The sequence below is a fragment of the Streptomyces sp. NPDC048584 genome (assembly GCF_043199595.1).
GTDB lineage: Bacteria > Actinomycetota > Actinomycetes > Streptomycetales > Streptomycetaceae > Streptomyces > Streptomyces edwardsiae.
The window spans coordinates 1-22,177 of the sequence record NZ_JBICWF010000021.1; the positions used below are offsets into that span (position 1 = coordinate 1).

Annotated in this window: 18 protein-coding genes; 9 read left to right on the forward strand and 9 right to left on the reverse strand. The window is 71.2% G+C overall.

What is annotated here, in order from left to right:
* Nucleotides 1-90: 90 nt before the first annotated feature.
* The 3 genes from ACGFR9_RS33325 to ACGFR9_RS33335 form a co-directional block, all read right to left on the reverse strand.
* Nucleotides 91-441: a metalloregulator ArsR/SmtB family transcription factor gene (locus ACGFR9_RS33325; protein ID WP_311647769.1), complete on the reverse strand. Its 351-nt coding sequence runs from the start codon at nt 439-441 to the stop codon at nt 91-93.
* A gap of 12 nt (nt 442-453) precedes the next feature.
* The gene (locus ACGFR9_RS33330) at nt 454-2,172 is read right to left on the reverse strand and encodes a SulP family inorganic anion transporter (RefSeq protein WP_393216252.1); all 1,719 of its coding nucleotides are present in this window, start codon (nt 2,170-2,172) and stop codon (nt 454-456) included.
* A 206-nt stretch (nt 2,173-2,378) separates the two neighbouring features.
* Nucleotides 2,379-3,308 carry an NADP-dependent oxidoreductase gene (locus tag ACGFR9_RS33335; protein WP_393216255.1) on the reverse strand — a complete coding sequence of 310 codons (930 nt, stop codon included), beginning with the start codon at nt 3,306-3,308 and terminating at the stop codon, nt 2,379-2,381.
* Nucleotides 3,309-3,405: 97 nt separating this feature from the next.
* On the opposite strand from ACGFR9_RS33335, the gene ACGFR9_RS33340 reads away from it, so the two are divergent.
* From ACGFR9_RS33340 to ACGFR9_RS33350, 3 genes are all read left to right on the forward strand, one after another.
* A complete protein-coding gene (locus ACGFR9_RS33340) occupies nt 3,406-3,786 on the forward strand; it encodes a winged helix-turn-helix transcriptional regulator (RefSeq protein ID WP_393216258.1) in 381 nt (126 codons plus the stop codon).
* 466 nt (nt 3,787-4,252) lie between these two features.
* On the forward strand, nt 4,253-5,104 hold the full coding sequence (locus tag ACGFR9_RS33345) for a helix-turn-helix domain-containing protein (protein WP_393216261.1): 852 nt from the start codon (nt 4,253-4,255) through the stop codon (nt 5,102-5,104).
* On the forward strand, nt 5,101-5,295 hold the full coding sequence (locus tag ACGFR9_RS33350) for a DUF397 domain-containing protein (protein ID WP_393216264.1): 195 nt from the start codon (nt 5,101-5,103) through the stop codon (nt 5,293-5,295). The genes ACGFR9_RS33345 and ACGFR9_RS33350 overlap by 4 nt, the downstream gene beginning before the upstream one ends.
* A 68-nt stretch (nt 5,296-5,363) precedes the next feature.
* Here the strand turns inward: ACGFR9_RS33350 and ACGFR9_RS33355 are convergent, their stop codons facing one another.
* Complete coding sequence (locus tag ACGFR9_RS33355) at nt 5,364-10,409, reverse strand: class I SAM-dependent DNA methyltransferase (protein WP_393216267.1); 5,046 nt, start codon at nt 10,407-10,409, stop codon at nt 5,364-5,366.
* A 184-nt stretch (nt 10,410-10,593) separates the two neighbouring features.
* Between ACGFR9_RS33355 and ACGFR9_RS33360 the strand changes: the two genes are divergently transcribed.
* Nucleotides 10,594-11,325, forward strand: coding sequence for a hypothetical protein (locus tag ACGFR9_RS33360; RefSeq protein ID WP_393216270.1), 732 nt, complete (start codon nt 10,594-10,596; stop codon nt 11,323-11,325).
* A gap of 645 nt (nt 11,326-11,970) precedes the next feature.
* Here ACGFR9_RS33360 and ACGFR9_RS33365 read toward each other — a convergent pair.
* Complete coding sequence (locus ACGFR9_RS33365; RefSeq protein WP_393216273.1) at nt 11,971-12,633, reverse strand: LysM peptidoglycan-binding domain-containing protein; 663 nt, start codon at nt 12,631-12,633, stop codon at nt 11,971-11,973.
* A gap of 91 nt (nt 12,634-12,724) precedes the next feature.
* Nucleotides 12,725-13,093, reverse strand: a complete 369-nt coding sequence (locus ACGFR9_RS33370) for a MazG-like family protein (RefSeq protein ID WP_393216276.1) — start codon at nt 13,091-13,093, stop codon at nt 12,725-12,727.
* A gap of 78 nt (nt 13,094-13,171) precedes the next feature.
* Between ACGFR9_RS33370 and ACGFR9_RS33375 the strand changes: the two genes are divergently transcribed.
* Nucleotides 13,172-14,152, forward strand: coding sequence for an aldo/keto reductase (locus ACGFR9_RS33375; protein ID WP_393216278.1), 981 nt, complete (start codon nt 13,172-13,174; stop codon nt 14,150-14,152).
* A gap of 231 nt (nt 14,153-14,383) precedes the next feature.
* On the opposite strand, the gene ACGFR9_RS33380 is transcribed toward ACGFR9_RS33375, so the two are convergent.
* Complete coding sequence (locus ACGFR9_RS33380) at nt 14,384-15,151, reverse strand: SDR family oxidoreductase (RefSeq protein WP_393216281.1); 768 nt, start codon at nt 15,149-15,151, stop codon at nt 14,384-14,386.
* A gap of 134 nt (nt 15,152-15,285) precedes the next feature.
* Between ACGFR9_RS33380 and ACGFR9_RS33385 the strand changes: the two genes are divergently transcribed.
* Nucleotides 15,286-16,926 carry an alkaline phosphatase D family protein gene (locus ACGFR9_RS33385; RefSeq protein WP_393216283.1) on the forward strand — a complete coding sequence of 547 codons (1,641 nt, stop codon included), beginning with the start codon at nt 15,286-15,288 and terminating at the stop codon, nt 16,924-16,926.
* Here ACGFR9_RS33385 and ACGFR9_RS33390 read toward each other — a convergent pair.
* The gene (locus ACGFR9_RS33390) at nt 16,913-17,995 is read right to left on the reverse strand and encodes a Gfo/Idh/MocA family protein (protein ID WP_393216286.1); all 1,083 of its coding nucleotides are present in this window, start codon (nt 17,993-17,995) and stop codon (nt 16,913-16,915) included. The genes ACGFR9_RS33385 and ACGFR9_RS33390 overlap by 14 nt on opposite strands.
* Before the next feature lie 141 nt (nt 17,996-18,136).
* Here ACGFR9_RS33390 and ACGFR9_RS33395 point away from each other — a divergent pair, with 141 nt between their 5' ends.
* The 3 genes from ACGFR9_RS33395 to ACGFR9_RS33405 all read left to right on the forward strand — a co-directional run bounded on the left by ACGFR9_RS33395 (nt 18,137) and on the right by ACGFR9_RS33405 (nt 21,985).
* Nucleotides 18,137-19,489, forward strand: a complete 1,353-nt coding sequence (locus ACGFR9_RS33395; protein ID WP_393216288.1) for a multidrug effflux MFS transporter — start codon at nt 18,137-18,139, stop codon at nt 19,487-19,489.
* Nucleotides 19,450-20,616: a serine hydrolase domain-containing protein gene (locus tag ACGFR9_RS33400; RefSeq protein WP_393216291.1), complete on the forward strand. Its 1,167-nt coding sequence runs from the start codon at nt 19,450-19,452 to the stop codon at nt 20,614-20,616. Before ACGFR9_RS33395 ends, ACGFR9_RS33400 begins: the two co-directional genes overlap by 40 nt.
* A gap of 376 nt (nt 20,617-20,992) precedes the next feature.
* Nucleotides 20,993-21,985, forward strand: a complete 993-nt coding sequence (locus ACGFR9_RS33405) for a small ribosomal subunit Rsm22 family protein (RefSeq protein ID WP_393216294.1) — start codon at nt 20,993-20,995, stop codon at nt 21,983-21,985.
* Here ACGFR9_RS33405 and ACGFR9_RS33410 read toward each other — a convergent pair.
* Nucleotides 21,913-22,170, reverse strand: a complete 258-nt coding sequence (locus ACGFR9_RS33410; RefSeq protein ID WP_393216297.1) for a DUF6243 family protein — start codon at nt 22,168-22,170, stop codon at nt 21,913-21,915. The genes ACGFR9_RS33405 and ACGFR9_RS33410 overlap by 73 nt on opposite strands.
* Nucleotides 22,171-22,177: the final 7 nt, after the last annotated feature.

The following is a 22,177-nucleotide window of genomic DNA, read 5'->3' on the forward strand; positions in this document are numbered from 1 at the left end:
CGCTACGACAAGACGGCCACCATTTACCTGGCCGGACTGCACCTCGCCGCCATCTTCATCTGGTCGGCGAGGTGATCCGAAAGAAACGGCCTAGGCCCGCCGTCCCGCCCCCGGCCGGTCGGCCTGGAGGTCGGCGAGCAGTTCGGCCTGGCCTGTGAGGACGCCGGAGAGGATGGTGCGGGCCACCGTGAGGAGTTCGGCGATGTGGGGGCTGGTCAGGGAGTAGTAGACGGTCGAGCCCTCTTTGCGGGTCACGACCAGGTTGGCCCGGCGCAGCACCGCCAGTTGCTGGGAGAGGTGCGCGGGCTCGATGCCGACCTCGGGGAGCATCTCGGAGACCGCGTGCTCGCGCTCGCTCAGCAGCTCCAGGACCCGGATGCGCGCCGGGTGGCCGAGCGTCTTGAAGAACTCGGCCTTCAGTTGGTACAGCGGCGTACTCATCGTGCCGTCGCCTCACTCGTCGCGGACATGGGGACCATCCTCCCCGGCCCGCAGCGCGGGCAGGAGACCGGCTCCCTCCAGGTGGCCGCGCGCGGCCCGGATCGCCTCGGGCGTGGTGGCGTACTCCCGGCCCTCGTGCCGCAGCAGTTCCAGTGCTCCCACGGAGTCCAGAACCTGGCGCTGGCCGGGCCGGATCCCGGAGGCGAGGACGAGGACGCCCCGTCGCGTCAGCTTCTCCACGGCGTCCTTGAGCACGAGGGCGCCGGTGGCGTCCATCGTCGACACCCGGGACATGCGCAGAATGACCACCCGTACGTCGGCGACCTCGGTCAGGTCCAGCAGGAAGCGGTGGGCGGCGGCGAAGAACAGCGGACCGTCGATGCGGTACGCCACGATGTGCTCGGCCAGCAGCGCGTGCTCCTCGTCGCAGTGGTCGCCGCGGTCGAGCGGCACCTGGTCGAAGCGGACCTGTCCGGCGACGTCCCGCAGCGCGAGCGCGCCCGCCACGGCCAGTCCGATGATCACCGCGTAGACCAGGTCCAGGGCCAGGGTGGCCACGGCGGTCAGGACGAGGATCAGCGCGTCCGAGCGGGTGGCCTTCATCAGCGCCCTGAGCGAGCCGACCTCGACCATGCGGACCGCGGTGGCCAGCAGCACTCCGGCGAGCGCGGCCAGCGGGATCTCCGAGACGAGCGGCGCGGCCGCGAACACGATCACGGCGAGGACGGCGGCGTGCGCGAGGGCGGCGAGCCGCGAGCTCGCGCCGGTGCGGACGTTGACGGCCGTACGGGCGATGGCGCCGGTCGCCGGTACGCCGCCGAACAGGGGCGAGGCGATGTTGGCGAGTCCTTGGCCGAACAGCTCCCGGTCCGGGTCGTGCTTCTGGCCGACCGTCATGCCGTCGGCGACGGACGCGGACAGCAGGGACTCCAGCGCGGCGAGGGCGGCGACCGCCACGGCGGGCGCGAGCAGGGCGCCCAGTGCGCCGGGTTCGAGGAAGGAGAGGGAGGGAGCGAGCAGCCCGGAGGGCAGGTCGCCGATCGGCTTCGCCCCGTCGAGCCCGGCGACCTGAACGACGACGGTCGCGGCGATCACCGCGACGATGGAGAACGGCACGGTGGGCCGCAGCCGGGCACCGGCCAGCATGACCACGGCCACCGCGACCGCGAGACCGACCGCCGTCCAGTTCGGGGCTCCGGCGAACTCGGCGACCGCCCGCCAGGCGACCACGAGCACCCGGTCTCCCTCCGGCGCGGGCACACCGAGGGCGTTCGGCACCTGCTGGAGACCGATCACGCAGGCGATGCCGAGCGTGAACCCCTCGACGACGGGCGCGGGCACGTACCGCATGTACTTCCCGGCCCGCAGCGCGGCGAGGGCGATCAGCATCAGGCCGGCCAGCAGACCGACCGTGAGGACGCCGCCCGGCCCGTGCTGGGCGACGATCGGGACGAGTACGACGGTCATGGCGCCGGTCGGCCCGGAGACCTGGAGGTTCGAGCCGCCGAAGAGCGCGGCGAGCGCGCCCGCGACCACGGCGGTCGCGAGCCCGGCCGCCGCCCCCAGCCCGGAGGACACCCCGAAGCCGAGCGCGAGCGGGAGGGCCACGATCGCCACGGTCAGCCCGGCGAGCAGGTCCCGACGGGGAGCGCGGCCCATCTCCGCCAGGTCGGCGCGGGTGGGCAGCAGTGACACGATCCGGGCCCCGGCCCGGCTGATCAGCGAACTCATCCCGCCGCACGACCTCCGCTTCCCACGACGCCGACAGCCCGCCCCGCAGGGGACGGGCACGCATGGCTGTGCCCGCGGCTACCGGACGGCGGGCACAGCAACTTAAGCATCTGCTCAATTGCTAATTTTTGCAAGTCCGCATCCGTCCGCCGCCCGCGGGCCCCGAGGCCCGTGGGGCCCGGCTCACGCGAGGCCCCACGACGGCATCAGACGGTGAGGACGAGCTTGCCCTGGAGGTGACCGCCCTCGAGCAGCCGGTGCGCGTCGGCGACGCGCTCGAACGGGAACGTCTCCTGCACGTGGACCCGGAGCTTCCCCTGTTCGACAAGGTCGACGAGACCGCGGAGGGCGACCCGGTCGGGGTCGACGGCGATACCGCTGAAGCGCATGCCCGCCGCCTCGTACGTGGCGATGAGTTCCGGATCGTCCTCGGAGGTCGCCGTCACCAGGTGACCGCCGGGGCGGAGCACTCCGAGGGACCGCTCGACGGTGTCGCCGCCGATCGTGTCGAGCACGACGTCGATGTCATGGACCGCGTCGGTGAAGTCGACCGCCGTGTAGTCGATCACTTCATCGGCGCCCAACCCCTCGACGAACTCCCGCTTGCTCCCGCCGGCGGTCGCGATCACGTGCGCGCCCAGGGCTTTCGCGATCTGGATCGCGACGTGGCCGACCCCGCCGCCACCGCCGTGGACCAGGACGCGATCGCCCTCGCTGACGCCGGCGAGGTCGACGAGCCCCTGCCACGCCGTCAGCCCGACGATCGGAAGCGCAGCGGCCTCGACGTGCGAGAGCGAGGCCGGCTTGCGTACCAGGTGCAACGCCGGCGCCGACACGACCTCGGCGTACGCGTTCGCCGCCCGCGGGAACAGCGGCATCCCGAACACCTCGGCGCCGGGCCTGAACCGCCACGTCTGCGGGGCCTCCTCGACCACGCCGCTGATGTCCCAGCCGAGGATGAACGGCGGCCGGCCGAGCAGCGGGAACTCGCCGGCGCGCAGACGCGCCTCCAGCGGGTTCAGCCCGATCGCCTTGACGCGGACGAGCACCTCGCCCGGGACGGGCCGGGGCTCGGGCGCGTCCACGATGGTGAGCACCTCGGGACCGCCGAGCGCCTGCTGGTTGATGACTCGCATGACTCTCCTGTGCTTTGGAAGGGGGGAGAGAACCCAGGCTATGTTTCCGATAGGAACCCGCAGGTGCCTCAAGGAGCCGACAGGTACCGTTGGCGCCATGAGCGGTTTCCGTCCCGGTGACTTCTTCCTCGCCGACTGCCCGGCGCGTCTGGCGGTCGAGCTGATCGCCGACAAGTGGACGGTGGTCGTGCTCTACGGCCTCAGCGAGGGCCCGGTGCGCCATGGCGAGTTGGTCGAGCTGATCGGCGGCGTCTCCCGCAAGATGCTCACCCAGACGCTCCGACGGCTCGAGGCGCACGGACTCATCCGCCGCCACGCCTACGCCGAGGTGCCGCCCCGCGTCGAGTACGAGCTCACCCCGCTCGGGGCGACGCTGATCGATCCGATCCACGTGCTGACCGAGTGGGCGAGGGCGAACGGCGACGCAGTGCTCGATGCGCTCGAAGCCGATCCCGAGCCGGTCGCCCAGAGCGACTGAGGCCCCCGCCGGGACACGGCGGACGCGACATTCCGGCCGGCGGGGTCCGCGTACCCAACTCGCCCTTCACACCGGACCCGTGACCTGCGACTTCACAACGCACACCGCGGATGGAGCGTGGGCAGGGCGATGCGCGGCAGCGGCGAGTCGATCAGCCCGCGCTTCAGCCGCATCCGGCCGGGCCTCGCCGATGTCCTCCGCCTCCGAGGACCGCCGATCACGGGCCGCACGCCCTCGTGCAGTAGTCGGTACGTGACGCATCGCATGTGCGCCCGGTTACTCGATCAGGTGAACCGGGGTCGTTCACCGGTTCCCTTGTGCGTCGGCTCCTAGCGTGGGTCGTGGGTGACCGACCGGAGGCGTTGTACGCGTTCCGGCGGCGCGTGTACGAGCGGTGCGCCGTTTCCTCCGGTCGGGCGGGGGAGTTGGGCGGACCGGCCGGATGGGTGGCGGAGGTGAGCGGGCGATGAGCGAGACAGTGGCGGCGGCGGCCGGGGAGGCGGGTTCCCCGGAGCCGGGAGTGGGGTCGGGGATCCTGCGGGTGTTCGGGCGGCAGATGAAGCGGTTCCGTCTCCGGGCGGGACTTGATCGGACCCAGTTCGGTGGGCAGACGGGGTACTCGGCGGCAACGATCGCGTCGTACGAGCAGGGACGGCGCGTACCGCCTCCGAGGTTCATCGACCAGGCGGACGAATTGCTCGACGCGGGCGGGGTCCTCCAGGAGATGAAGGACGAGGTCGCACGGGCGCAGTTCCCGGCGTTCTTCCGGGATGCGGCCCGGTTGGAGGCGGAGGCGGTTGAGCTGCATGCCTACGACACACATGTGGTGAAGGGGCTGTTGCAGACCGAGGAGTATGCGCGGGCTGTGTTCACCATGCGGCGACCTCTCCTGGACGAGGAGACGATCGAGCAGCGGGTCACGGCTCGTCTGGCCAGGCAGGAGATCTTTTCCGCCGGGCCCGCACCATTGATGAGCTTCGTCATCGAGGAAGCAGCGCTGCGGCGGCCCATCGGCGGTGCTGAGGTCCTGCGTGGACAACTGGAACAGATCCTGCTGATCGGGCACAAGCGCAACGTCGAGATCCAAGTCATGCCCTTGGCGCGTGAGGATCACGCGGGGCTTTCAGGGCCGTTCACCCTGATCGAGACGAAGAGCGGGCAGCGCATCGCTTACGCGGAGGTCCAGAAGAGCAGCCACCTCTACACGGAGCGGACGCCTGTTCGGGAGCTTGAGGCGCAGTATGGGATCATCCGGGCCCAGGCTCTCACTCCGCGGGAGTCGATGGCCTTCGTCGAGAGGTTGCTGGGAGAGTCATGAAGGCTGCAACGGAACTGGCTTGGTTCAAGAGCACCTACAGCAGCGGTGAGGGTGGTGACTGCGTGGAGGTGGCAGTCCGCCCCCACACCGTGCACGTGCGGGACTCGAAGGACACCAAGCGCTGTGGTCTGGCGGTCGGTTCGGACTCGTGGTCCGCGTTCGTCGGGTTCGCCGCCGATCAGGCCGGCTGAATCGTCGCTGCACGGCCTGTGCCCTGTGGCTCCGTGGGAGTCACAGGGCACAGGCGTGCCCGGGGCGGTCAGGCGTCCAGCCGCGCCTTGAAGTGTGCGTGGGCTGCGCGCATTTCGGCTTCGCGGTCTGCCTTATAGAAGGGGCCCTGGTAGCCGCCCGGGGGCGGGGTGCGCTCCGGGTCTTCCAGGTGGGCGAGGAGGTCTAGATAGTCCTGCTTGGTCTGACCGTGGCCGTACGTGTTGAAGTCGGCGGCAATCTTGCGGCCGTTGACGTCGAAGTACGTTTCCGACTCGTAGGCGTAGAGCTGCGGGTAGCGGGACTTGAAGATCGCGGCGAGCTGATCGGCTGTGATGCCTAGCCATACGGCAACGAGGGCATCGAGTTCGACCTGAGCAGCGCGACGTTCGTGTTCGGTACGGAGGGGTGTGGCGTACTCCCACGTTGGCTTGAGACTGGCGGCGAGGGGCTTCAGATACGGCCAGTCGGGATTGGCCCAGTCCTCGTAGCCAGCCCACTGGGGGCTGAACAGTTCTTCCCAGAGAGGGGCGTAGTGGGAGGTGAGGGCGTTCAGGCGAAGGGCGCGGAGGAGGAGAGGCGCGGCAAGGGGATGCTTCGGGTCAGGAGCGGGCATCTTGCGTGCTTCGACAACTTGGAGATCAGAGCGGCCGGTGATGCGAAGTAGATAGTCCAGCGGGAGCGCTGCCCAGAAGCCGGCGTTGAGTGTGGTGAGCCGGTTGTCCGGCAAGGCCATGGACTGCACGGCATGGATGTGAGCCGGGCCAGGCGGGATGAGAGCAGCGTGCAGGCAGCGGCTACTGTCGAAGGGAATCATTCTTCGCCAGGCCAGCCGGAAGTGCGCGGTGTACGGCTTTCCGCTCCAGGAGTCCTGCGCTGCGAGGTAGGTTCCCTCGTCGGTCGCCCGCACGTAGTTGGTCACCGGGGTGAACGCTTCGGGCAGCTGCGCTGGAGCGAGCAGGTCCCAGTCACGATTGCTCTTGCAGGGGACCCTCGGCTCCTTCGAGAAGGGAAGCGCCGACGCGAAGTGCGGTCCTTGAAGGATCACATCCTTGAGTTCAGGGACGGCTTGGTTTCCCCAACGGATCAGCCCGGCCTTTTTGGCGCCTGCTTCGTCATATCCTCTTGTGATCGCTGGATCATAGTCGGCAAGACTGTGGGAATAGGTGGCCAGTGCCTCGATTGCCCCCTGCTCGCCGACAAGAACCGGGTATAGCAGCGGAGCCTCCGCAGCTCCGCCCACGGAGTCCGCCAGGGCGTGCCAGCTGGCCAGCAACGTCTCGTCCACATGCACCACACGCTCACTGTGTGGACGTACGTCCCAGGAGCCGTTGTGCTTGATGGCGGGTGTTTCTCCCAGGCCGTCATGGGCCAGAGAATCGGGCAACACCTCGATGCCGCGCAGCTCGCTGAGGTGCAGGAAGTTCGGTTCCTGCGCAGTCCCGTAGACGTGCATCCCGAACTCCGCCGAGCGGTTGAGGTCGTCGAACGCCCAGTTCGCCGAGTTCACAAAGTGCGCATGCACCCGCAGGTGCCGATACGCGGCCGCGCGAATCGCCCCCTCGCGTACACCCCCGAAGTGTGTGTCCGGATGAATGAGCCCCGCACTGCCCCCAGGTCCCGTGTGCTCCCACACCCGGGACATGAACCCCCGATACAGGTCGCCCTGTGTGCCGACCAGTAGTGGATACGCCACCGGACTGCCCAGCGTCGCGACGGCACCTGCGTGGTTGGACAGCTCGCCGAGGAGGAAACTCGCGCCGTCCGCACGCGCGGCCAGCGCCTCTTCCCTCCGCAGACGCCATTCCTCCGCACTCGGCTTCTCCGCCAGCATGAACCAGGGCTCCAGCTCCGCCAGCAGCGGACCTTCCTGCCATCGTGGCCGTACCCAAGGCGGATTCCCCACCTGCAAGTCGAACCCACCCCGCACAAACACCTGCGCGAAGTCCAACTCCCAGTGGAAGAACCCCTGCTCCCGCGCCACATCCCGCGCCACCGAGGCCCAGGGGAACCGCGACTCCAGCTCGTAGAAGTGCTCCATGCCCATCAGGCCGGGCAACGCGTCCTCGTACGGCTCCAGTTCCGCCAGTGACCCGAACTCCGCCACCAGCGAGTCCGCCGGCACATCCTCCGTGCCGATCAGCGCCTCGGCGAACTCCAGCCAGTCGTCCAGCCCCGCCAGCGGTACCGCCGCCCGCTTCCGCTGGGCCACGGCCTCCTTACGACGACCGGCCCGCTTCCGCTCCACCGAGCCCGCCGTCAGCTCACCGCCCCCGGTGACCTCGCCGAACAGGTCTTCCGTCTCCCAGGACAGCAGCACCTGCGAGGCCTCCGCCCCGACGTCCGGCAGCGTCTCCGCCCGCGTGTACACCTCGTCCGACCCGTCCAGCAGCGCGGCGCTCCGCACCGGCCAGAACCACAGCGCGCACCACGCGTCCATCAGCGTCTTCAGTCGCCAGTACGGAGTGTCCGGCGCGGTCAGATCGGCCACCACCTTCTCTCGCCGCACCGCCTCCTCCGGCGAGCGCAGCCAGCCGTCCTCCGCACCCCACACCGCGATCCGCCGCGAGATGTCCCGCTCGGAGATCTCCAGTCGGCGGACGACGAGGTCCCACAGGAACTCCACGCGCCGGGCGAGCGCCTGGAACCGTTCCGCCTGCTTGGCCGTGGGCGTCCGGGTGATCATCTTGCGCCAGGCGGCGAGGGTGCGGGCGGCCTCGGGGGCGAGGGCCTTCGCCTCCTTCTCGGCGGCGACCGCGCCCCACTCCTTTGCCGGAAGCAGGAAGTGGTGCACGGCGTTCTCGGTGACCCGCTGGACCGTGCCGCTGCGGGTGGTGCGCTCGGTCACCGTGACCGGGAGGCCGCCGCCCGCCTCCGTCAGCGGGAAGCGCTCCGGGGTGGTGCCCAGCCAGGCCGCCTTCTTCAGCCGCTCCGCCGGATACACCTCCCGCCGGCCGCCGATCAGGGAGTTGCCGCGCCGCAGATGCAGCCCGAACCACGGGGCCTCCATGCCGGGGTGCATGGTGTTGAGCCAGAGGGACACCTCGGCCAGCTCCACGGCGGTGTCGTTGAGGTCGACGCCGTACGAGTTGTGCAGGGCGACGTACGCCTTCACCTTCTGGAGTTCGACGGCGTACTTCTCGGTGTCGATGGCGAGGCCCAACTCGTCCTGCCGCCGACGCAGATACTCGGCCGCGACCTGATTGATCGCCTCGTTGAGGAACGCGCCGGAACCCAGCGCCGGTTCGCAGATCCTCCACTCAAGCAGCTCACGGGCCCTCGTCACCGTGTCGTCCTGGTCCAGCCGGTGCCGCAAGGCCAACTGCACGGTCACGCGGGTCAGCGACTCGGGCGTGTAGTACGAGGCCGACGTCTGCCGGTCGCGCCCGGACAGCCGGTACACGAACGAGCCCGGCGCGTACCGCACCCGCCGCTGCTCGCCCGTATCGGCGTCCGTGTGCCGTACGAAGACACCGTCGGGATACTCGTCGGCCTTGGTCGCCGGTACGAGCCAGGAACCGTCCGCAGGATCACCGTGCTTGGCGACCTCGTACAGCTCCTCGCCGGCCACGAAACCCGAGTACGACATCAGCCCCTCGTACACGGCCCCGAGCTGGTTGATCCCGAGCTGCGCGTACGAGATGAACCCCCCGCGCTCCCGCCGCTTCCCTCGTGTGAGCATGAGCAGCCGCAGCACCCGGTACAGCGTCTCGTTGCGCAGCCGGGTGTCCAGATAGCGGGGGCCGCCCTCCCGGTCGGGGTCGACGCGGGGGTCCGGTACCGCGTGCCTGCCGATCAGCTCGATCGACTCGGGCTCGAACAGCTTGGAGTGCAGCGGTTCGAAGCGCAGGCCCGCGTCCTCCGACGTCGTCGCGTCGACCACGCCGTGGGTGCGGCGGGGGCGGTGGCCCTCCTGGACCTTGCGGAAGAGCAGGTCCAGGGACTCGTACAGGTAGAAGCCCCGGCGGGACTTCTCGTCGACGAGATCCCGCTCGGCGACCAGCTCCCCCAGGCGGCCGAGGCCGTACCCCTGCTGGTACTCGGGATAGTCGGCGGGCAGGATGCCCAGCTCCGGGCGGGCCTCCGCGTACAGCAGGAACAGGACGCGATACAGGTAACGCAGTGACTCGCGGGTCAACTGACGGCCCAGTTCGGGCAGTTCGCCGATGTCCTCGGGGCGGACGCCCTGTTCGCGCAGCCGCTCCAGGACCTCGTTGGCGATGAGCTCGACGCTGGACCGCAGCCCGTCGCGCAGTTCGCCCGAGACGCCCACCGCGTGCTTGGCGGACTTGTCGACCAGTTCGGCGAGCGGGTTGCCGCCGCCCTCCTCGGGGGTGCGCAGCGAGTCCGCGCCGAACAGGGCGGCGATCGTGTCGAGTTCGCCGCCGGCCTTGGTGTCGTTGCGCTGGAGGGCGGTGTCGAGGGAGACGGCGAGATAGCGGCCCTCGCCCCAGGCCGCCCGGTCGGCGAGGACGACGACACCGCCGACCAGCAGCAGGACGTAGCGCGGGGCGTCGTCGCAGGCGAAGAGGAAGCTCGCCAGCTTGGAGCCGGTGGGTACCGTGTCGCGGCCGTCGAGCGGGACGGGGTCGAGGAGACGGCCGGGGCCCCGGGGGTCGAGGGCGGCGTCGGGTTCGGCGGCCCAGCCGCAGTCCACCGCGACCAGATCCTTCTCGGCGTGCGCGACCCGGACCTCGTACGGCCGGTCGGCGCGGGTGACGGTCAGCGTGCGGGGCTTGGCGTCGTAGCCGAGGGCGCGCAGGACGTCCCCGTTGAGCGCGCGGACCCGGTCCCGCCAGGCGGGGGAGGCGTAGGTCGCGGTGTCGTCCTCGGTGTCCGGGGCGGCGGCGGTGCCGTCCTCGTCCTCGGGGAGGGCGAAGGAGGAGCGGGCGCGGAAGTAGCGGCGGCGCAGGTCCCGCAGGCCGACGCGGGGGGTGACGGGCAGCGGCTCCCCGCCCTCCCCCTCCCCGTCCCTCGCCTCGTCCTCGCGCTGCTTCCAGGTGTGCAGCAGCCCCGCCTTGAGATCCTTGGGCAGCACCTCGGCGAGGTAATGCGCCGAGAAGTAGTCTCCGCGGTTGACCAGGGAGTCGTACGTCATGTCCGTCCCGTCGTGCGTGCCGTCGCCGCCGTTGTTGTACCGCCCTACTTTGCCCTACGTACGGCATACGGCGTGAACCACCCTCACCGGGCAGATCAGCAGGTCAAGGCGCGGCGGCGATTAAATGGGGGGCGTGTGTTCGAGCCGGTGCGATAGGTTTCCCCTGTTCGAAGGGGGGCCTGACATGGCGAAGTTGAATCAGATCATCGCGGTCGAGAAGGGTGTCAAGAGCAAGTCGCTCCAGGACATCACCGCCGCGCACCACAAGGTGCAGAAGCCGGTGCTGCTGGCCGGGATCTCGCGTACGTACCAGCCGAAGGACGAGGAGGGCGAGCAGTTGCCGCCCGAGTCCACGCGGGTGCAGGTGCAGGGCGAGGACGTGCTGCGGGAGATGGCCGCCTCGCTGACCCGGCTGTTCGACGTGACCGCGACGAAGGACTGGGCGAACTGCCGGGCCCGCGCGGACGTCACCGTCGACGGGCTTACGATCGTCGCCGACGTGCCGGTCAGCTATCTGCTCTTCCTGGAGAAGCAGCTCACCGACCTGCACACCTTCGTCAAGAAGCTCCCGACCCTCGACGCCGCCGAGTCCTGGTCCCACGACCCGTCCACGGACTGGTGGAAGACCGACCCGGTGCGCACGATCCGTACGAAGAAGGTCCCCCGCAACCACGTCAAGGCGGAGGCGACCGAGAAGCACCCGGCGCAGGTCGAGGTGTACTACGAGGACGTGCCGATCGGATACTGGACGACGGTGAAGTTCTCCGGCGCGCTGCCCGCGCGGCGGGTGAACGAGCTGGTGGAGCGGGTGGAGAAGCTCCAGCAGGCCGTGAAGTTCGCCCGTGAGGAGGCCAACGGGGCCGAGGTCACCGACCAGCGGGTCGGCGACGCGGTCTTCGGCTACCTGCTCGGCTGACGCCGGGCACGGTGGCCCCATGATCGCCCCCGCGTGCGAGCGCGGGGGTGCGCGACCAGCGCGGGCCGGAATGAGGTCCGGTTCGCGTCAGGAGCGCAAGCTGACACTGAAGTTCAGCCTGAAGAAGCGGTGACAGTGAAGGTTCGAGTCCTTCCCCCGGCACAACTAGCCCGACAGCGGGCCGGGGTAGCCCAACATGGCAGAGGCAGCCGCGGTCAATCTCAGACTCTCGCTCCAGTCTCAGCATTCGCCGCCGATCGCCGGATCGACCGGGGACGGACATACGCCATCGGATGCGAGTTCGAATCTCGTCTGCACCTCTCACCTGGTGCGGTAGTTCAAAGGAAGAACACGACGGCTTCATGACTGATCCGTCCTCTTAAACGCCACCGGCGTGCGCAAATGGGTGGCTACCCCAGGGGCCCGGGAGCTGGATACGACTCCCGGGCTCCGCCACGTCCGGAGCCTTTTCCCGCCGCTGCCCGGCGTTTCTCCGGGAGGTATCGGCCCGTACCCCCCAGTACCGCGGACGCTCCCGAGCACGCGGCCTGCCGCAAGGCCGCATGGTGCGCCCCCTGACCGGACACACGGCGTTCCGGCTGCGGCCCGACGACTGCCCGTGACCTGCCGCCCGGCGGGTGCGGGTCAGGGGGCGTCGGGGAGCAGCTCGGGGAGCGCCTCGGCCAGGGCTTCGGTCAGGCAACCGACGGGGTCGTCCTCCTCCGTCACACAGGTGAGGAGAGGTTCGAGCACGGCCGTGAGCGTGGTGACGGGGATCTCCTGGAGGACGTCGATTCCCTCCAGGAGCCGAGGCACCTGCTCCAGCAGGCTCATGACGCACGCGCCGAGGTCTGCGGGGGACCGGGTGCCGGGGCAGAACGGCGGTGTGCCGGCGAGCAGTCCGGGGTGCCGGGTCAGGACGCGGTCCAGGACCTCGTGGAAGGTCCTCTCCTGGGCCTTCACCATCTCCGGGGCGGGGACGGCCAGTTCCTCGCCGGGGTAGATCCAGTGGCCGAGGCCGCTGCCCTCGAGGCCGTGGCCCCGCGCGGTCCTCTCGATCGCCTTGGCGTTGGCCGCGAAGACGGCCCACCACTTCACGCCGTCGCCGTACCGCTCGTCGGCGATCTCCCACAAGGTGGTGCCGCGCGTCACGGTGCGGGTCTCGTGGTGCGGCGCTCCCCCGGCGGAGTGATGCGGCCGGTCCGTGGTCTCCACGGCCGCTGCCGGACCCGCTCCCATGAACACCGGGCCGGCTGCCAGGCCGCCGACCATGACCAGAGCCAGGCCCCGGCGACGTATGTGCCCCATGTCCCACCTCCTGCGATACGATTGCGTACGGTGATTGACCCTTACGCTAAGTCGTCGCACGTCAGGGAGCGCGGCCACTGGGCCGATCAGCTCATCGGGCGCGCCGTGCGCCCTCCATCGGGGGCCGCGGCGTGGTGCCGGCGCGGCGGCTGACCTTCGCCAGGTGCTCGGCGAAGACCTCGCGGGCATCAGGGGTGAGGGTGCGCAGCGCCATCAGCGCGGTGACCGCCACATCGCACAACTCCGACCGGACGTCGTCCCAGGTGTGCGTGGTGCCCTTGCGGGGGTTCTGGCCGGTCACCCCGATCACGGCCTCGGCGACCTCGCCGACCTCCTCGGACAGCTTCAGGATCCGCAGCAGCAGGCCCTCCCGGCCGTCCACCGGACGGTTCGCGTCCAGCCAGGCGTACAGGCCCTCGATGGAGTCCCACGGATCGGTGGACGGGTGCTCGTCGCTCATGACGTACGACCCTGGCACACGGCACTGACACTCCCGGGGCTTGTCTTCGCGTGCGCTCCAACTCCTAGCGTCGCCGGTATGGAGATCACACGGACACTGGGACGCAGCGGGATCGAGGTCAGCGCCGTCGGGTTCGGCTGCTGGGCGATCGGCGGGGAGTGGCAGGACACGGGCGGTCAGCCCCTGGGGTGGGGCAAGGTCGACGACGAGGAGTCGGCGCGGGCCGTCCGGCGCGCACTCGACCTGGGCGTCACCTTCTTCGACACCGCCGACGTCTACGGCGCCGGGCACAGCGAGACCGTGCTCGGGCGGGCCCTCGGACGGCGCCGCGGCGAGGTCGTGGTCGCCACCAAGTGGGGCAACCTCTTCGACCCGGACACCCGCACCCTCACCGGGAGCGACGACTCCCCGGAGCATCTGCGCCGTGCCCTGACCGCCTCGCTGCGCCGGCTCGGCACCGATTACATCGATCTCTACCAGCTGCACCTCGCCGACGCCGGCCCGGAACGGGCCGCCCGGCTGCGGGACGCCTGCGAGGAGCTGGTGGCGGACGGGCTCATCCGGTCGTACGCCTGGAGCACCGACGACCCGGCCCGCGCCGCCGTGTTCGCCGAGGGGCCGCACTGCGCCGCCGTACAGCACGCGCTCAACGTGCTCACGGACGCGCCCGAGATGCTGCGGCTCTGCGAGGAGGCCGGACTCGCCTCGGTCAACCGCAGTCCGCTCGCGATGGGCCTGCTGACCGGGAAGCACGGCGGGCGGCCTCAGGAGGGGGACATCCGCAGCAGGCCGCCCGCCTGGCTGCAGGGGTTCGGCGCCGGGACCGGGGCGGACCCGGAGTGGCTGGCACGCGTCGACGCCCTCCGGGACGTCCTCACGAGCGACGGCCGCACTCTCGCCCAGGGCGCCCTCGCCTGGCTGTGGGCGCGCAGCCCCCGCACCGTGCCGATCCCCGGATTCCGGTCGGTCGCCCAGGCGGAGGAGAACGCGGGGGCGCTGGAGAAGGGGGCGCTCAGCGCCGCGCGGATGACGGAGGCCGAGCGGATCCTCGGCCGCTGAGCTTCTTGTGCGGCAGCCGTTCCACCCACCGGTGTGTACCCGCGGTCCCTCGCGGGTCCCCCCACCCCGGTGCATGGAACGGCTGCCGCCTCCCCCCTGGAGATGGCCTGCGGAAGCCGCTTGCTCCAACTGTGAAGCTTTGGTGTGGAAGATTTGAGCATAGGCCTACTACCCGCCGCAATAGTGCGGACGTTCACATTCCGTCTGTGCAGGCTCGGGTGGTGGTCCCGCTCAGCCCCGGCCGATGTACGGCATCGTGGTCGCCAGCACGGTCGCGAACTGCACGTTCGCCTCCAGCGGCAGCTCCGCCATGTGCCGGACGGTGCGGGCCACGTCCGCGACGTCCATCACCGGTTCCGGGGCGGTCTCCCCGTTCGCCTGGAGGGCACCCGTGCCCATCCGCCGCGTCATGTCGGTCGCCGCGTTGCCGATGTCGATCTGGCCCACCGCGATCCGGTACGGACGTCCGTCCAGGGAGAGCGACTTGGTGAGGCCGGTCAGCGCGTGCTTGGTCGCCGTGTAGGCGACCGAGAGGGGACGCGGGGTGTGCGCGGAGACCGAGCCGTTGTTGATGATCCGGCCGCCCTGCGGGTCCTGCTCCTTCATCTGCCGGTACGCCGCCTGCGCGCACAGGAACGCCCCGTTGAGGTTGGTGTCCACCACGTGCCGCCAGGCCTCGTACGGCAGTTCCTCCACCGGCACCCCGCCGGGCCCGGACGTCCCCGCGTTGTTGAACAGCAGGTCGACCCGCCCGAAGCGGCCTACGGTGGCGGCGAACAGCGCGCCGACCTCGTGGGGCCGTGACACGTCCGTCGGCACGACGAGCGACGCACCGCCCTCCCGCGCCGCCGTCTCCTCCAGCGCCTGCGCACGCCGCCCCGCCAGCGCCACCGACCAGCCCGCGCGCAGCAGTTCCCACGTCACCGCCCGCCCGACACCGGAACCGGCCCCGGTGACCACGGCGATCCTCGTCCGTCCGTCCGTTCGCTCCGTATTCATGGGCCCGCAGCGTACGGGAGGGGACGGCACCCGGATCTCATGTGGACGTCGCCTGAATGCTGTGTACGCGTCCACGGTTGGTCGTTCCCGGCCACTCCAATTCCTCCCGTGTCCATACGTCAGGGGAGGATCGGATGACTTCCGAGTTCCGTCAGTCAGAGCACGCCCCCGAACTGCGCGCGGCCGCCCGGCACATCGGGCGCCGCCGCTTCGTGACCGTCACCGGTGCCGCCGCCGCGCTCGCCTTCGCCGTCGACGTGCCCGGTACCGGCACCGCGGCCGCCGCCGAACTCGACGCCGCGCGGATCGCCGACGACCCCTTCACCCTCGGCGTCGCCTCCGGCGACCCGCACGCCGACTCCGTCCTGCTGTGGACGCGCCTGGCCCCCGTCCCGTACCAGGCCGACAGCGGGCTGCCCGCGAAACGCGTCACCGTCGCATGGGAACTCGCCCTCGACGAACGGTTCCGCCGGATCGTCAAACGGGGCAAGGCCACCGCCCACCCCGAGTTCCACCACACCGTGCACGTCGAGGTCTCCCACCTCGCACCCGGCCACGTCTACTACTACCGGTTCCGCGCCGGCCGCTTCGTCAGCCCCGTCGGCCGTACCCGCACCGCGCCCGCCGACCGCGCCAGGACCGCCGGACTCACCTTCGGCGTCGTCTCCTGCCAGCGCTACGACCAGGGCTACTACACCGCGTACCGGCACCTCGCCGAAGAGGACCTGGACGTCGTCTTCCACCTCGGCGACTACCTCTACGAGTACGCCGTCAACGACGTCGCGGGCTCCCGCGCCTACCCCGCCGGCACCCTGCCCGACCTGTTCAAGCGGGAGACGGTGACACTCGAGGACTACCGCCTGCGGTACGCCCTCTACAAGTCCGACCCCGACCTGCTGGCCGCGCACGCCGCGCACCCCTTCGTCGTCACCTGGGACGACCACGAGACCGAGAACAACTACTCCGACGACACCCCGGAGAACAGCGTCCCGCCGGAGGAGTTCCTGCTGCGCCGGGCCGCCGCCTACCGCGCCTACTGGGAGAACATGCCGCTGCGCCGGCCCCAGCTCCCCGACGGCCCCGACCTCAGGCTCTACCGCCGCCTGCACTGGGGCCGGCTCGCCCAGTTCGACGTGCTCGACACCCGCCAGTACCGCTCCGACCAGGCCTACGGCGACGGCTGGCAGTACCCCGGCCCCCAGTCCGAGGACCCGTCGCGCACCCTGACCGGCGACGCCCAGGAGCGCTGGCTGATCAACGGCTGGCACCGGTCGGACGCCGTGTGGAACGTCGTACCCCAGCAGGTCACCTTCTCGCAGCGGCACGACACGACCACCCCGCCGTCCAAGGTCTCCATGGACTCCTGGGACGGCTACCCGGCCTCCCGCGAGCGGGTACTGGCCGGCGCGCAGGCCGCCGGTGCCGACAACCTGATGATCCTCACCGGCGACGTGCACGTGCACTACGGCTTCGACGTCAAGCGCGACTTCTCCGACCCGGACTCCCGGACCGTGGGCACGGAGATCGTCACGTCCTCCCTCACCAGCGGCGGCAACGGCTCCGCCAAGCCCGCCAACTGGAACACCCTCACGGCCGCCAACCCGCACATGCGGTTCTACAACGGGCTGCGCGGCTACGCGACGGTGTCGCTCGGCCGTGAGCTGGCGCGCACCGACTTCAAGACGGTGTCCCACGTGACCACGCAGGGCGCGCCGCTCACGACCGCCGCCTCCTTCGTCACGGAGGCGGGGGAGCCGGGACTCAAGCCGGCGTGACCTCCGGGGCGATCTCCGGCGTGACCTCCGACGTGACCTCCGGGGTGATCTCCGGGGAGCCGGGGGTGTCCGCCCGCTCGCCCGGGTAGCGGACGCCGACGCGGTCCCGGATCGCGTCGAGCGTCCGCATCACGGCGAGGGTGCCGTCGAGGGGGACCAGCGGGGACTCCGTCTCACCGGCGCGCAGGGCCCGCATCACCTCGGCGGCCTCGTGCTTGAGGCTGGCGCGGGGGCCGTGCGCCGGGTCGGCCGTGAACTCCTCGGGGTCGCGGCCGGCCCGGTGCAGGACGAAGCGGTCGGGGAAGAAGAAGCCGTCCGGTACGTCGATACGGCCCTGCGAACCGGTGATCGAGGCGGCGGTCGCCGTACCGCCCACGATGGAGCAGTGCACCGAAGCGAGAGCACCGCTCTCCCAGGAGAGCACCGCACCCGTCTGGAGATCGACGCTCTCCTCCGAGAGCACTGCTCTCGCCGCGATGTCCGACGGCTCCCCGAGCAGCAGCTGTGTGAACGACACCGGATACACGCCCAGGTCCAGCAGCGCGCCCCCGCCCAGCGCCGGGTCCCGCAGCCGGTGCGTCGCCGGGAACGGACCCTCAAGGCCGAAGTCCGCCCGCACATGCCGCACCTCACCGATCGCGCCGTCGTCGACCAGCGCCTTCAGCCGCCGCACCATGGGGTGGCAGTACATCCACATGGCCTCCATCAGGAAGCGCCCGTTGCCCCGCGCCAGCGCGACCAGCTCCGCCGCCTCCCGCGCGTTCAGCGTGAACGGCTTCTCGCACAGCACGTTCCGCCCGGCCTCCAGCATCAGCCCGGCCGCCGCCCGGTGCGCCGAGTGCGGGGTGGCGACGTAGACGACGTCGATCCCGTCGTCGTACGCCAGCGACTCCCAGTCGCCGTACGCGCGCGGTATCCCGAACCGTTCGGCGAACGCCTTCGCCGGCTCCGCGGACCGCGACGCCACCGCGACGACCTCCGCGTCCGGCATGTCCACCAGATCCGCGGTGAACGTCGCGGCGATCCCGCCGGTCGCCAGGACGCCCCAGCGCACCTTCTGCTCCGTCATGCGTGTCCCACCTGCTCGTGTCGTTCGTCACATCGTGAAGGGATGTCGTTGGAAGCGCTCCCATGACATCGCCGTTGACGCCGAGCACTCCGTACGAGCTGAGAGCATAGGGAGCCGATGGCGTGAAAAGGGAGGGGTCACATGCCCGAGGGTGGGGCGTCCATATCGAACTCCGTATCGAATACGGCGGCGAACCCGACGGACGGCAGGGCGGTGCGGGGTCCGGCCGCACACGATCTGAAGGCGGCCGAGGCGGCGGTCCGCGCGACCTCGGCCCGCCGCACGAGCCTGCTGGTCACACTCGTCCTCGGCGGACTGACCGCCACGCCACCCCTGGCGATGGACATGTACCTCCCCGCGCTCCCGGAGGTCACCCAGGCGCTGCACGCGCCCGCCGCCACCGTCCAGCTCACCCTCACCGCCTGCATGGCCGGCATGGCCCTCGGACAACTGGTGGTCGGCCCGATGAGCGACCGCTGGGGCCGCCGCCGTCCGCTCCTCGCCGGCCTCGCGGTCTACATCGTCGCCACCGCGCTGTGCGCCATCGCCCCCACCGTCGAACTCCTCATCGCCTTCCGGCTGTTGCAGGGCCTCGCGGGCGCGGCCGGGATCGTCATCGCGCGGGCGGTCGCCCGTGACCTGTACGACGGCGTGGCCATGGCCCGCTTCTTCTCCACCCTCATGCTGATCTCCGGCGTCGCGCCGATCATCGCGCCGCTCATCGGCGGGCAGATCCTGCGGATCACCGACTGGCGGGGTGTGTTCGTCGTCCTCACCGGCGTCGGGCTGCTGCTGACGGCCGTCGTCTGGGCGAAACTCCCGGAGACCCTGGCGCCCGCCGAGCGGCACGGCGGGGGCGTCGGCGCGACGCTCGCCTCGATGCGCCGGCTGCTCGCCGACCGCGCCTTCACCGGCTACACGCTCACCGGCGGCTTCGCCTTCGCGGCCCTCTTCGCCTACGTCGCCGCCTCCCCGTTCGTCGTCCAGGAGATCTACGGCGCCTCGCCGCAGACGTACAGCCTGCTGTTCGGGCTCAACTCCATCGGCCTCGTGATCATGGGGCAGATCAACGGCAGGGTGCTGGTCGGCCGGGTCCGGCTGGACACGGTGCTCGGACTCGGGCTCACCGTCGTGGTAGGCGCGGCGGTCGCGCTGCTGCTGATGTCGCTCGGCGTCTTCGGCGAGGTCGGGCTCGTCCCCATGGCGGCCGCGCTGTTCGTGCTGATGTCCGCGATGGGCATCACCCTGCCCAACACCCAGACCCTCGCCCTGATGCGCACCCGGCACGCCGCCGGTTCCGCGTCCGCCCTGCTCGGTACGGTGTCCTTCCTCATCGGCGCGATCGCCTCCCCGCTGGTCGGGATCGCCGGCGAGGACACCGCCGTCCCGATGGCCGTCGTCCAACTGGCCGCCGCCCTGGTGGCACTCGTCTGCTTCCTGGGCATGTGCCGACCGTGGAACGGACGGACGGGCATGAAGGGCGGGGGCATCTGAGCGCCCCGCGACTGCGCGTCGGCACCCCGGAACGGGCGGGGCTCGACGCGGGCGAACTCCGGCTCCTGGTGCGGGAGATCCACGCCCTGGTGAGCGGTGAGCGGCCATGGGCGGCGGGGGCCGTCGTGGTCGTCGGGCGCGGGCCCGTCGTCGCCGTGGAGGAGGCGGCCGGGTGGGCGGTGCGGTACGCCCGGTACGACGAGGAGGCGGACGCGCCGGTCGAACTGCCGACGGGTGAACGGGTCCCGGTGACCGTGACCACACCGTTCGACCTGGCGTCGCTGACGAAGCTGTTCACCTCGGTGGCGGCGGTGCAGCAGATCGAGCGGCGCACGCTGGGGATCGACGCGCGCGTGGGCGCGTATCTGCCGGAGTTCACGGGGGTGGTGCGGCACGGGGTCACCGTGCGGCAGCTGCTCACCCATACGTCCGGGCTGCGGCCCGAACTCCCGCTCTACGACTGCGCGGACGACGCGGAGCGGCTCGCGCTGCTGCGGGCGGAGCGGCCGGTGGGGGTGCCGGGTGCCTACTGCTACTCCGACCTCAACATGCTGCTGCTCCAGCATGTTTTGGAGCGCGTCACCGGGCGGGGGCTCGACGTCCTCGTACGGGACGGGATCACACGGCCGCTGGGGATGACGGCGACGTCCTTCGGGCCGTGCGCGGGGGCGGCGGCGACCGAGGACCAGCGGCGGCCGTGGGGGAAGGCGGAGCGGGGGATGCTGCGGGGGGTCGTGCACGACGAGAACGCGTGGGCGCTGGGGGGTGTGGCGGGGCACGCGGGGCTGTTCTCGACGGGGCGGGATCTGGCGGTCTTCTGCCGCACCCTGCTGGCGGGGGGTTCGTACGGCCCCGCCCGCATCCTCGGTCCCGACTTCGTGGACCTGCTGTTCACCCCGCCGGGCCTGGGCTTCGCGCTGGATCAGCCGTGGTTCATGGGCGGGCTGGCGGGGGGTGGGGCGGGGCATACGGGGTTCACGGGGACGTCGTTGGTGTTGAACCGGCGTACGGATACTTTCGCGGTGCTGCTGGCGAACACGGTGCATCCTCGGCGGCCGGGGCGACCGGACAGCACGCCTCGCGCGTCCGTGGGGAGCCGGGTGGCCCGGGCGGTACGGGGGAAGTGAGGCGCGCGCCTCCGCCTGCCCACGACGCCTGCCGCCCACGACGCCTGCCGCCCACGACGCCTGCCGCCCACGACGCCTGCCGCCTACGGCGTCCCCCGCATCCCGCGTCCCGCGCATCCCGCGTCCCGCGCATCCCGCGTCCCGCGCATCCCGCGTCCCGCGCATCCCGCGTCCCGCGCACGCCGCCCCCTCGCACTCCGCGGGCAATCGTGCCGCAGGGCGGCACGGGTGGGCGCGACGGCACCCCGCGAGCGCCGGGCCACGAGACCTCCCCCGTCCCGCACCCGCGCCGGGTCGCGCAACCCGCCCCAGGCCCCCCTCCGCACCTGCGGTGCCCACGGGCGGCGGAGGCGCCGGCGACTCGTAGGATTGCCGGGTGAATGGTGTTGCTTCGCTGCACAGCGCGCTCGCTGCGTTGCTCGACGGGATTCCGGCCCGGCAGGTCGGGTCGGCCGTGGAGCGGTTGATCGCCAGCTATCGGGGGGACACCCCGACCGAGGCGCCGATCCTGCGGGACCGGGCCGACGTCGCCGCTTACGCCGCCTACCGGATGCCCGCCACCTTCGAGGCCGTACGCTCCGCGCTCGAGGCGTTCGCGGACGCCGTGCCCGGCTGGGCGCCCCGTGATCACACCGATGTCGGCGGGGGGACCGGCGCCGCCGCCTGGGCGGTCGGTGACGTGTGGGGCGGGAAGCGCCCCGTGACGGTCCTCGACTGGGCCGAGCCCGCCCTCGCCCTCGGCCGGGAGCTGGCCGCCGCCAACCCCGCCCTGCGCGACACCCGCTGGCAGCGCTCTCGTATCGGAGCGGCGCTCACCATCGAGAGCACTGATCTCGTCACCGTCTCCTACGTCCTCAACGAGCTCACCGCCCCCGACCGCGCCACCCTCGTCGACACCGTGGCCGCCGCCGCGCAGTCCGTCGTGATCGTCGAACCCGGCACCCCCGACGGCTACACCCGCGTCATCGAGGCCCGCGACCGCCTGATCTCCGCCGGCTTCCACATCGCCGCCCCCTGCCCGCACAGCGCCGCCTGCCCCATCGCGCCCGGCACGGACTGGTGCCACTTCTCCGCGCGGGTCAGCCGTTCCTCACTGCACCGGCAGATCAAGGGCGGCTCCCTCGCCTACGAGGACGAGAAGTTCGCCTACGTCGCCGCCACCCGCCTGCCCGTCGCCCCGGCCCCCGCCCGCGTCGTCCGCAGACCGCAGATCCGCAAGGGCCAGGTCCTCCTCGACCTGTGCGAGAAGGACCCGGCCCTGCACCGCACCACGGTCACCAAACGCCACGGCGACCTCTACCGCGCGGCCCGCGACACCGACTGGGGCGACTCCTGGCCGCCGCCGTCCGCGGAGTCCGCCGAAGGCTGATCCGCCTCCCGCCGCTCCCGCAGCGTGCGCAGCAGCTCCCGCTTCCGCGTCTGGGCGTCAAGACCGCCGCCCCCGACGCGCGGCCCTCCGCGACCGCCGCCGCGCAGGGCCGCGCGCCCCATGTGCTGCCGGGTGCCGCCGACCCCCAGCATGTTTCCGGGCCCACCTCGGGTCATGGTCATCATTCCTTCA

Bases quoted from the DNA above. Each gene is read 5' to 3' on its own strand.
- ACGFR9_RS33345 (WP_393216261.1), top strand. From the start codon at position 4,253: ATGAGCGAGACAGTGGCGGCGGCGGCCGGGGAGGCGGGTTCCCCGGAG.
- ACGFR9_RS33395 (WP_393216288.1), top strand. From the start codon at position 18,137: ATGCCCGAGGGTGGGGCGTCCATATCGAACTCCGTATCGAATACGGCG.
- ACGFR9_RS33325 (WP_311647769.1), bottom strand. From the start codon at position 441: ATGAGTACGCCGCTGTACCAACTGAAGGCCGAGTTCTTCAAGACGCTC.
- ACGFR9_RS33330 (WP_393216252.1), bottom strand. From the start codon at position 2,172: ATGAGTTCGCTGATCAGCCGGGCCGGGGCCCGGATCGTGTCACTGCTG.
- ACGFR9_RS33390 (WP_393216286.1), bottom strand. From the start codon at position 17,995: ATGACGGAGCAGAAGGTGCGCTGGGGCGTCCTGGCGACCGGCGGGATC.
- ACGFR9_RS33370 (WP_393216276.1), bottom strand. From the start codon at position 13,093: ATGAGCGACGAGCACCCGTCCACCGATCCGTGGGACTCCATCGAGGGC.
- ACGFR9_RS33355 (WP_393216267.1), bottom strand. From the start codon at position 10,409: ATGACGTACGACTCCCTGGTCAACCGCGGAGACTACTTCTCGGCGCAT.
- ACGFR9_RS33350 (WP_393216264.1), top strand. From the start codon at position 5,101: ATGAAGGCTGCAACGGAACTGGCTTGGTTCAAGAGCACCTACAGCAGC.
- ACGFR9_RS33335 (WP_393216255.1), bottom strand. From the start codon at position 3,308: ATGCGAGTCATCAACCAGCAGGCGCTCGGCGGTCCCGAGGTGCTCACC.
- ACGFR9_RS33410 (WP_393216297.1), bottom strand. From the start codon at position 22,170: ATGATGACCATGACCCGAGGTGGGCCCGGAAACATGCTGGGGGTCGGC.
- ACGFR9_RS33380 (WP_393216281.1), bottom strand. From the start codon at position 15,151: ATGAATACGGAGCGAACGGACGGACGGACGAGGATCGCCGTGGTCACC.
- ACGFR9_RS33385 (WP_393216283.1), top strand. From the start codon at position 15,286: ATGACTTCCGAGTTCCGTCAGTCAGAGCACGCCCCCGAACTGCGCGCG.
- ACGFR9_RS33360 (WP_393216270.1), top strand. From the start codon at position 10,594: ATGGCGAAGTTGAATCAGATCATCGCGGTCGAGAAGGGTGTCAAGAGC.
- ACGFR9_RS33375 (WP_393216278.1), top strand. From the start codon at position 13,172: ATGGAGATCACACGGACACTGGGACGCAGCGGGATCGAGGTCAGCGCC.
- ACGFR9_RS33365 (WP_393216273.1), bottom strand. From the start codon at position 12,633: ATGGGGCACATACGTCGCCGGGGCCTGGCTCTGGTCATGGTCGGCGGC.
- ACGFR9_RS33340 (WP_393216258.1), top strand. From the start codon at position 3,406: ATGAGCGGTTTCCGTCCCGGTGACTTCTTCCTCGCCGACTGCCCGGCG.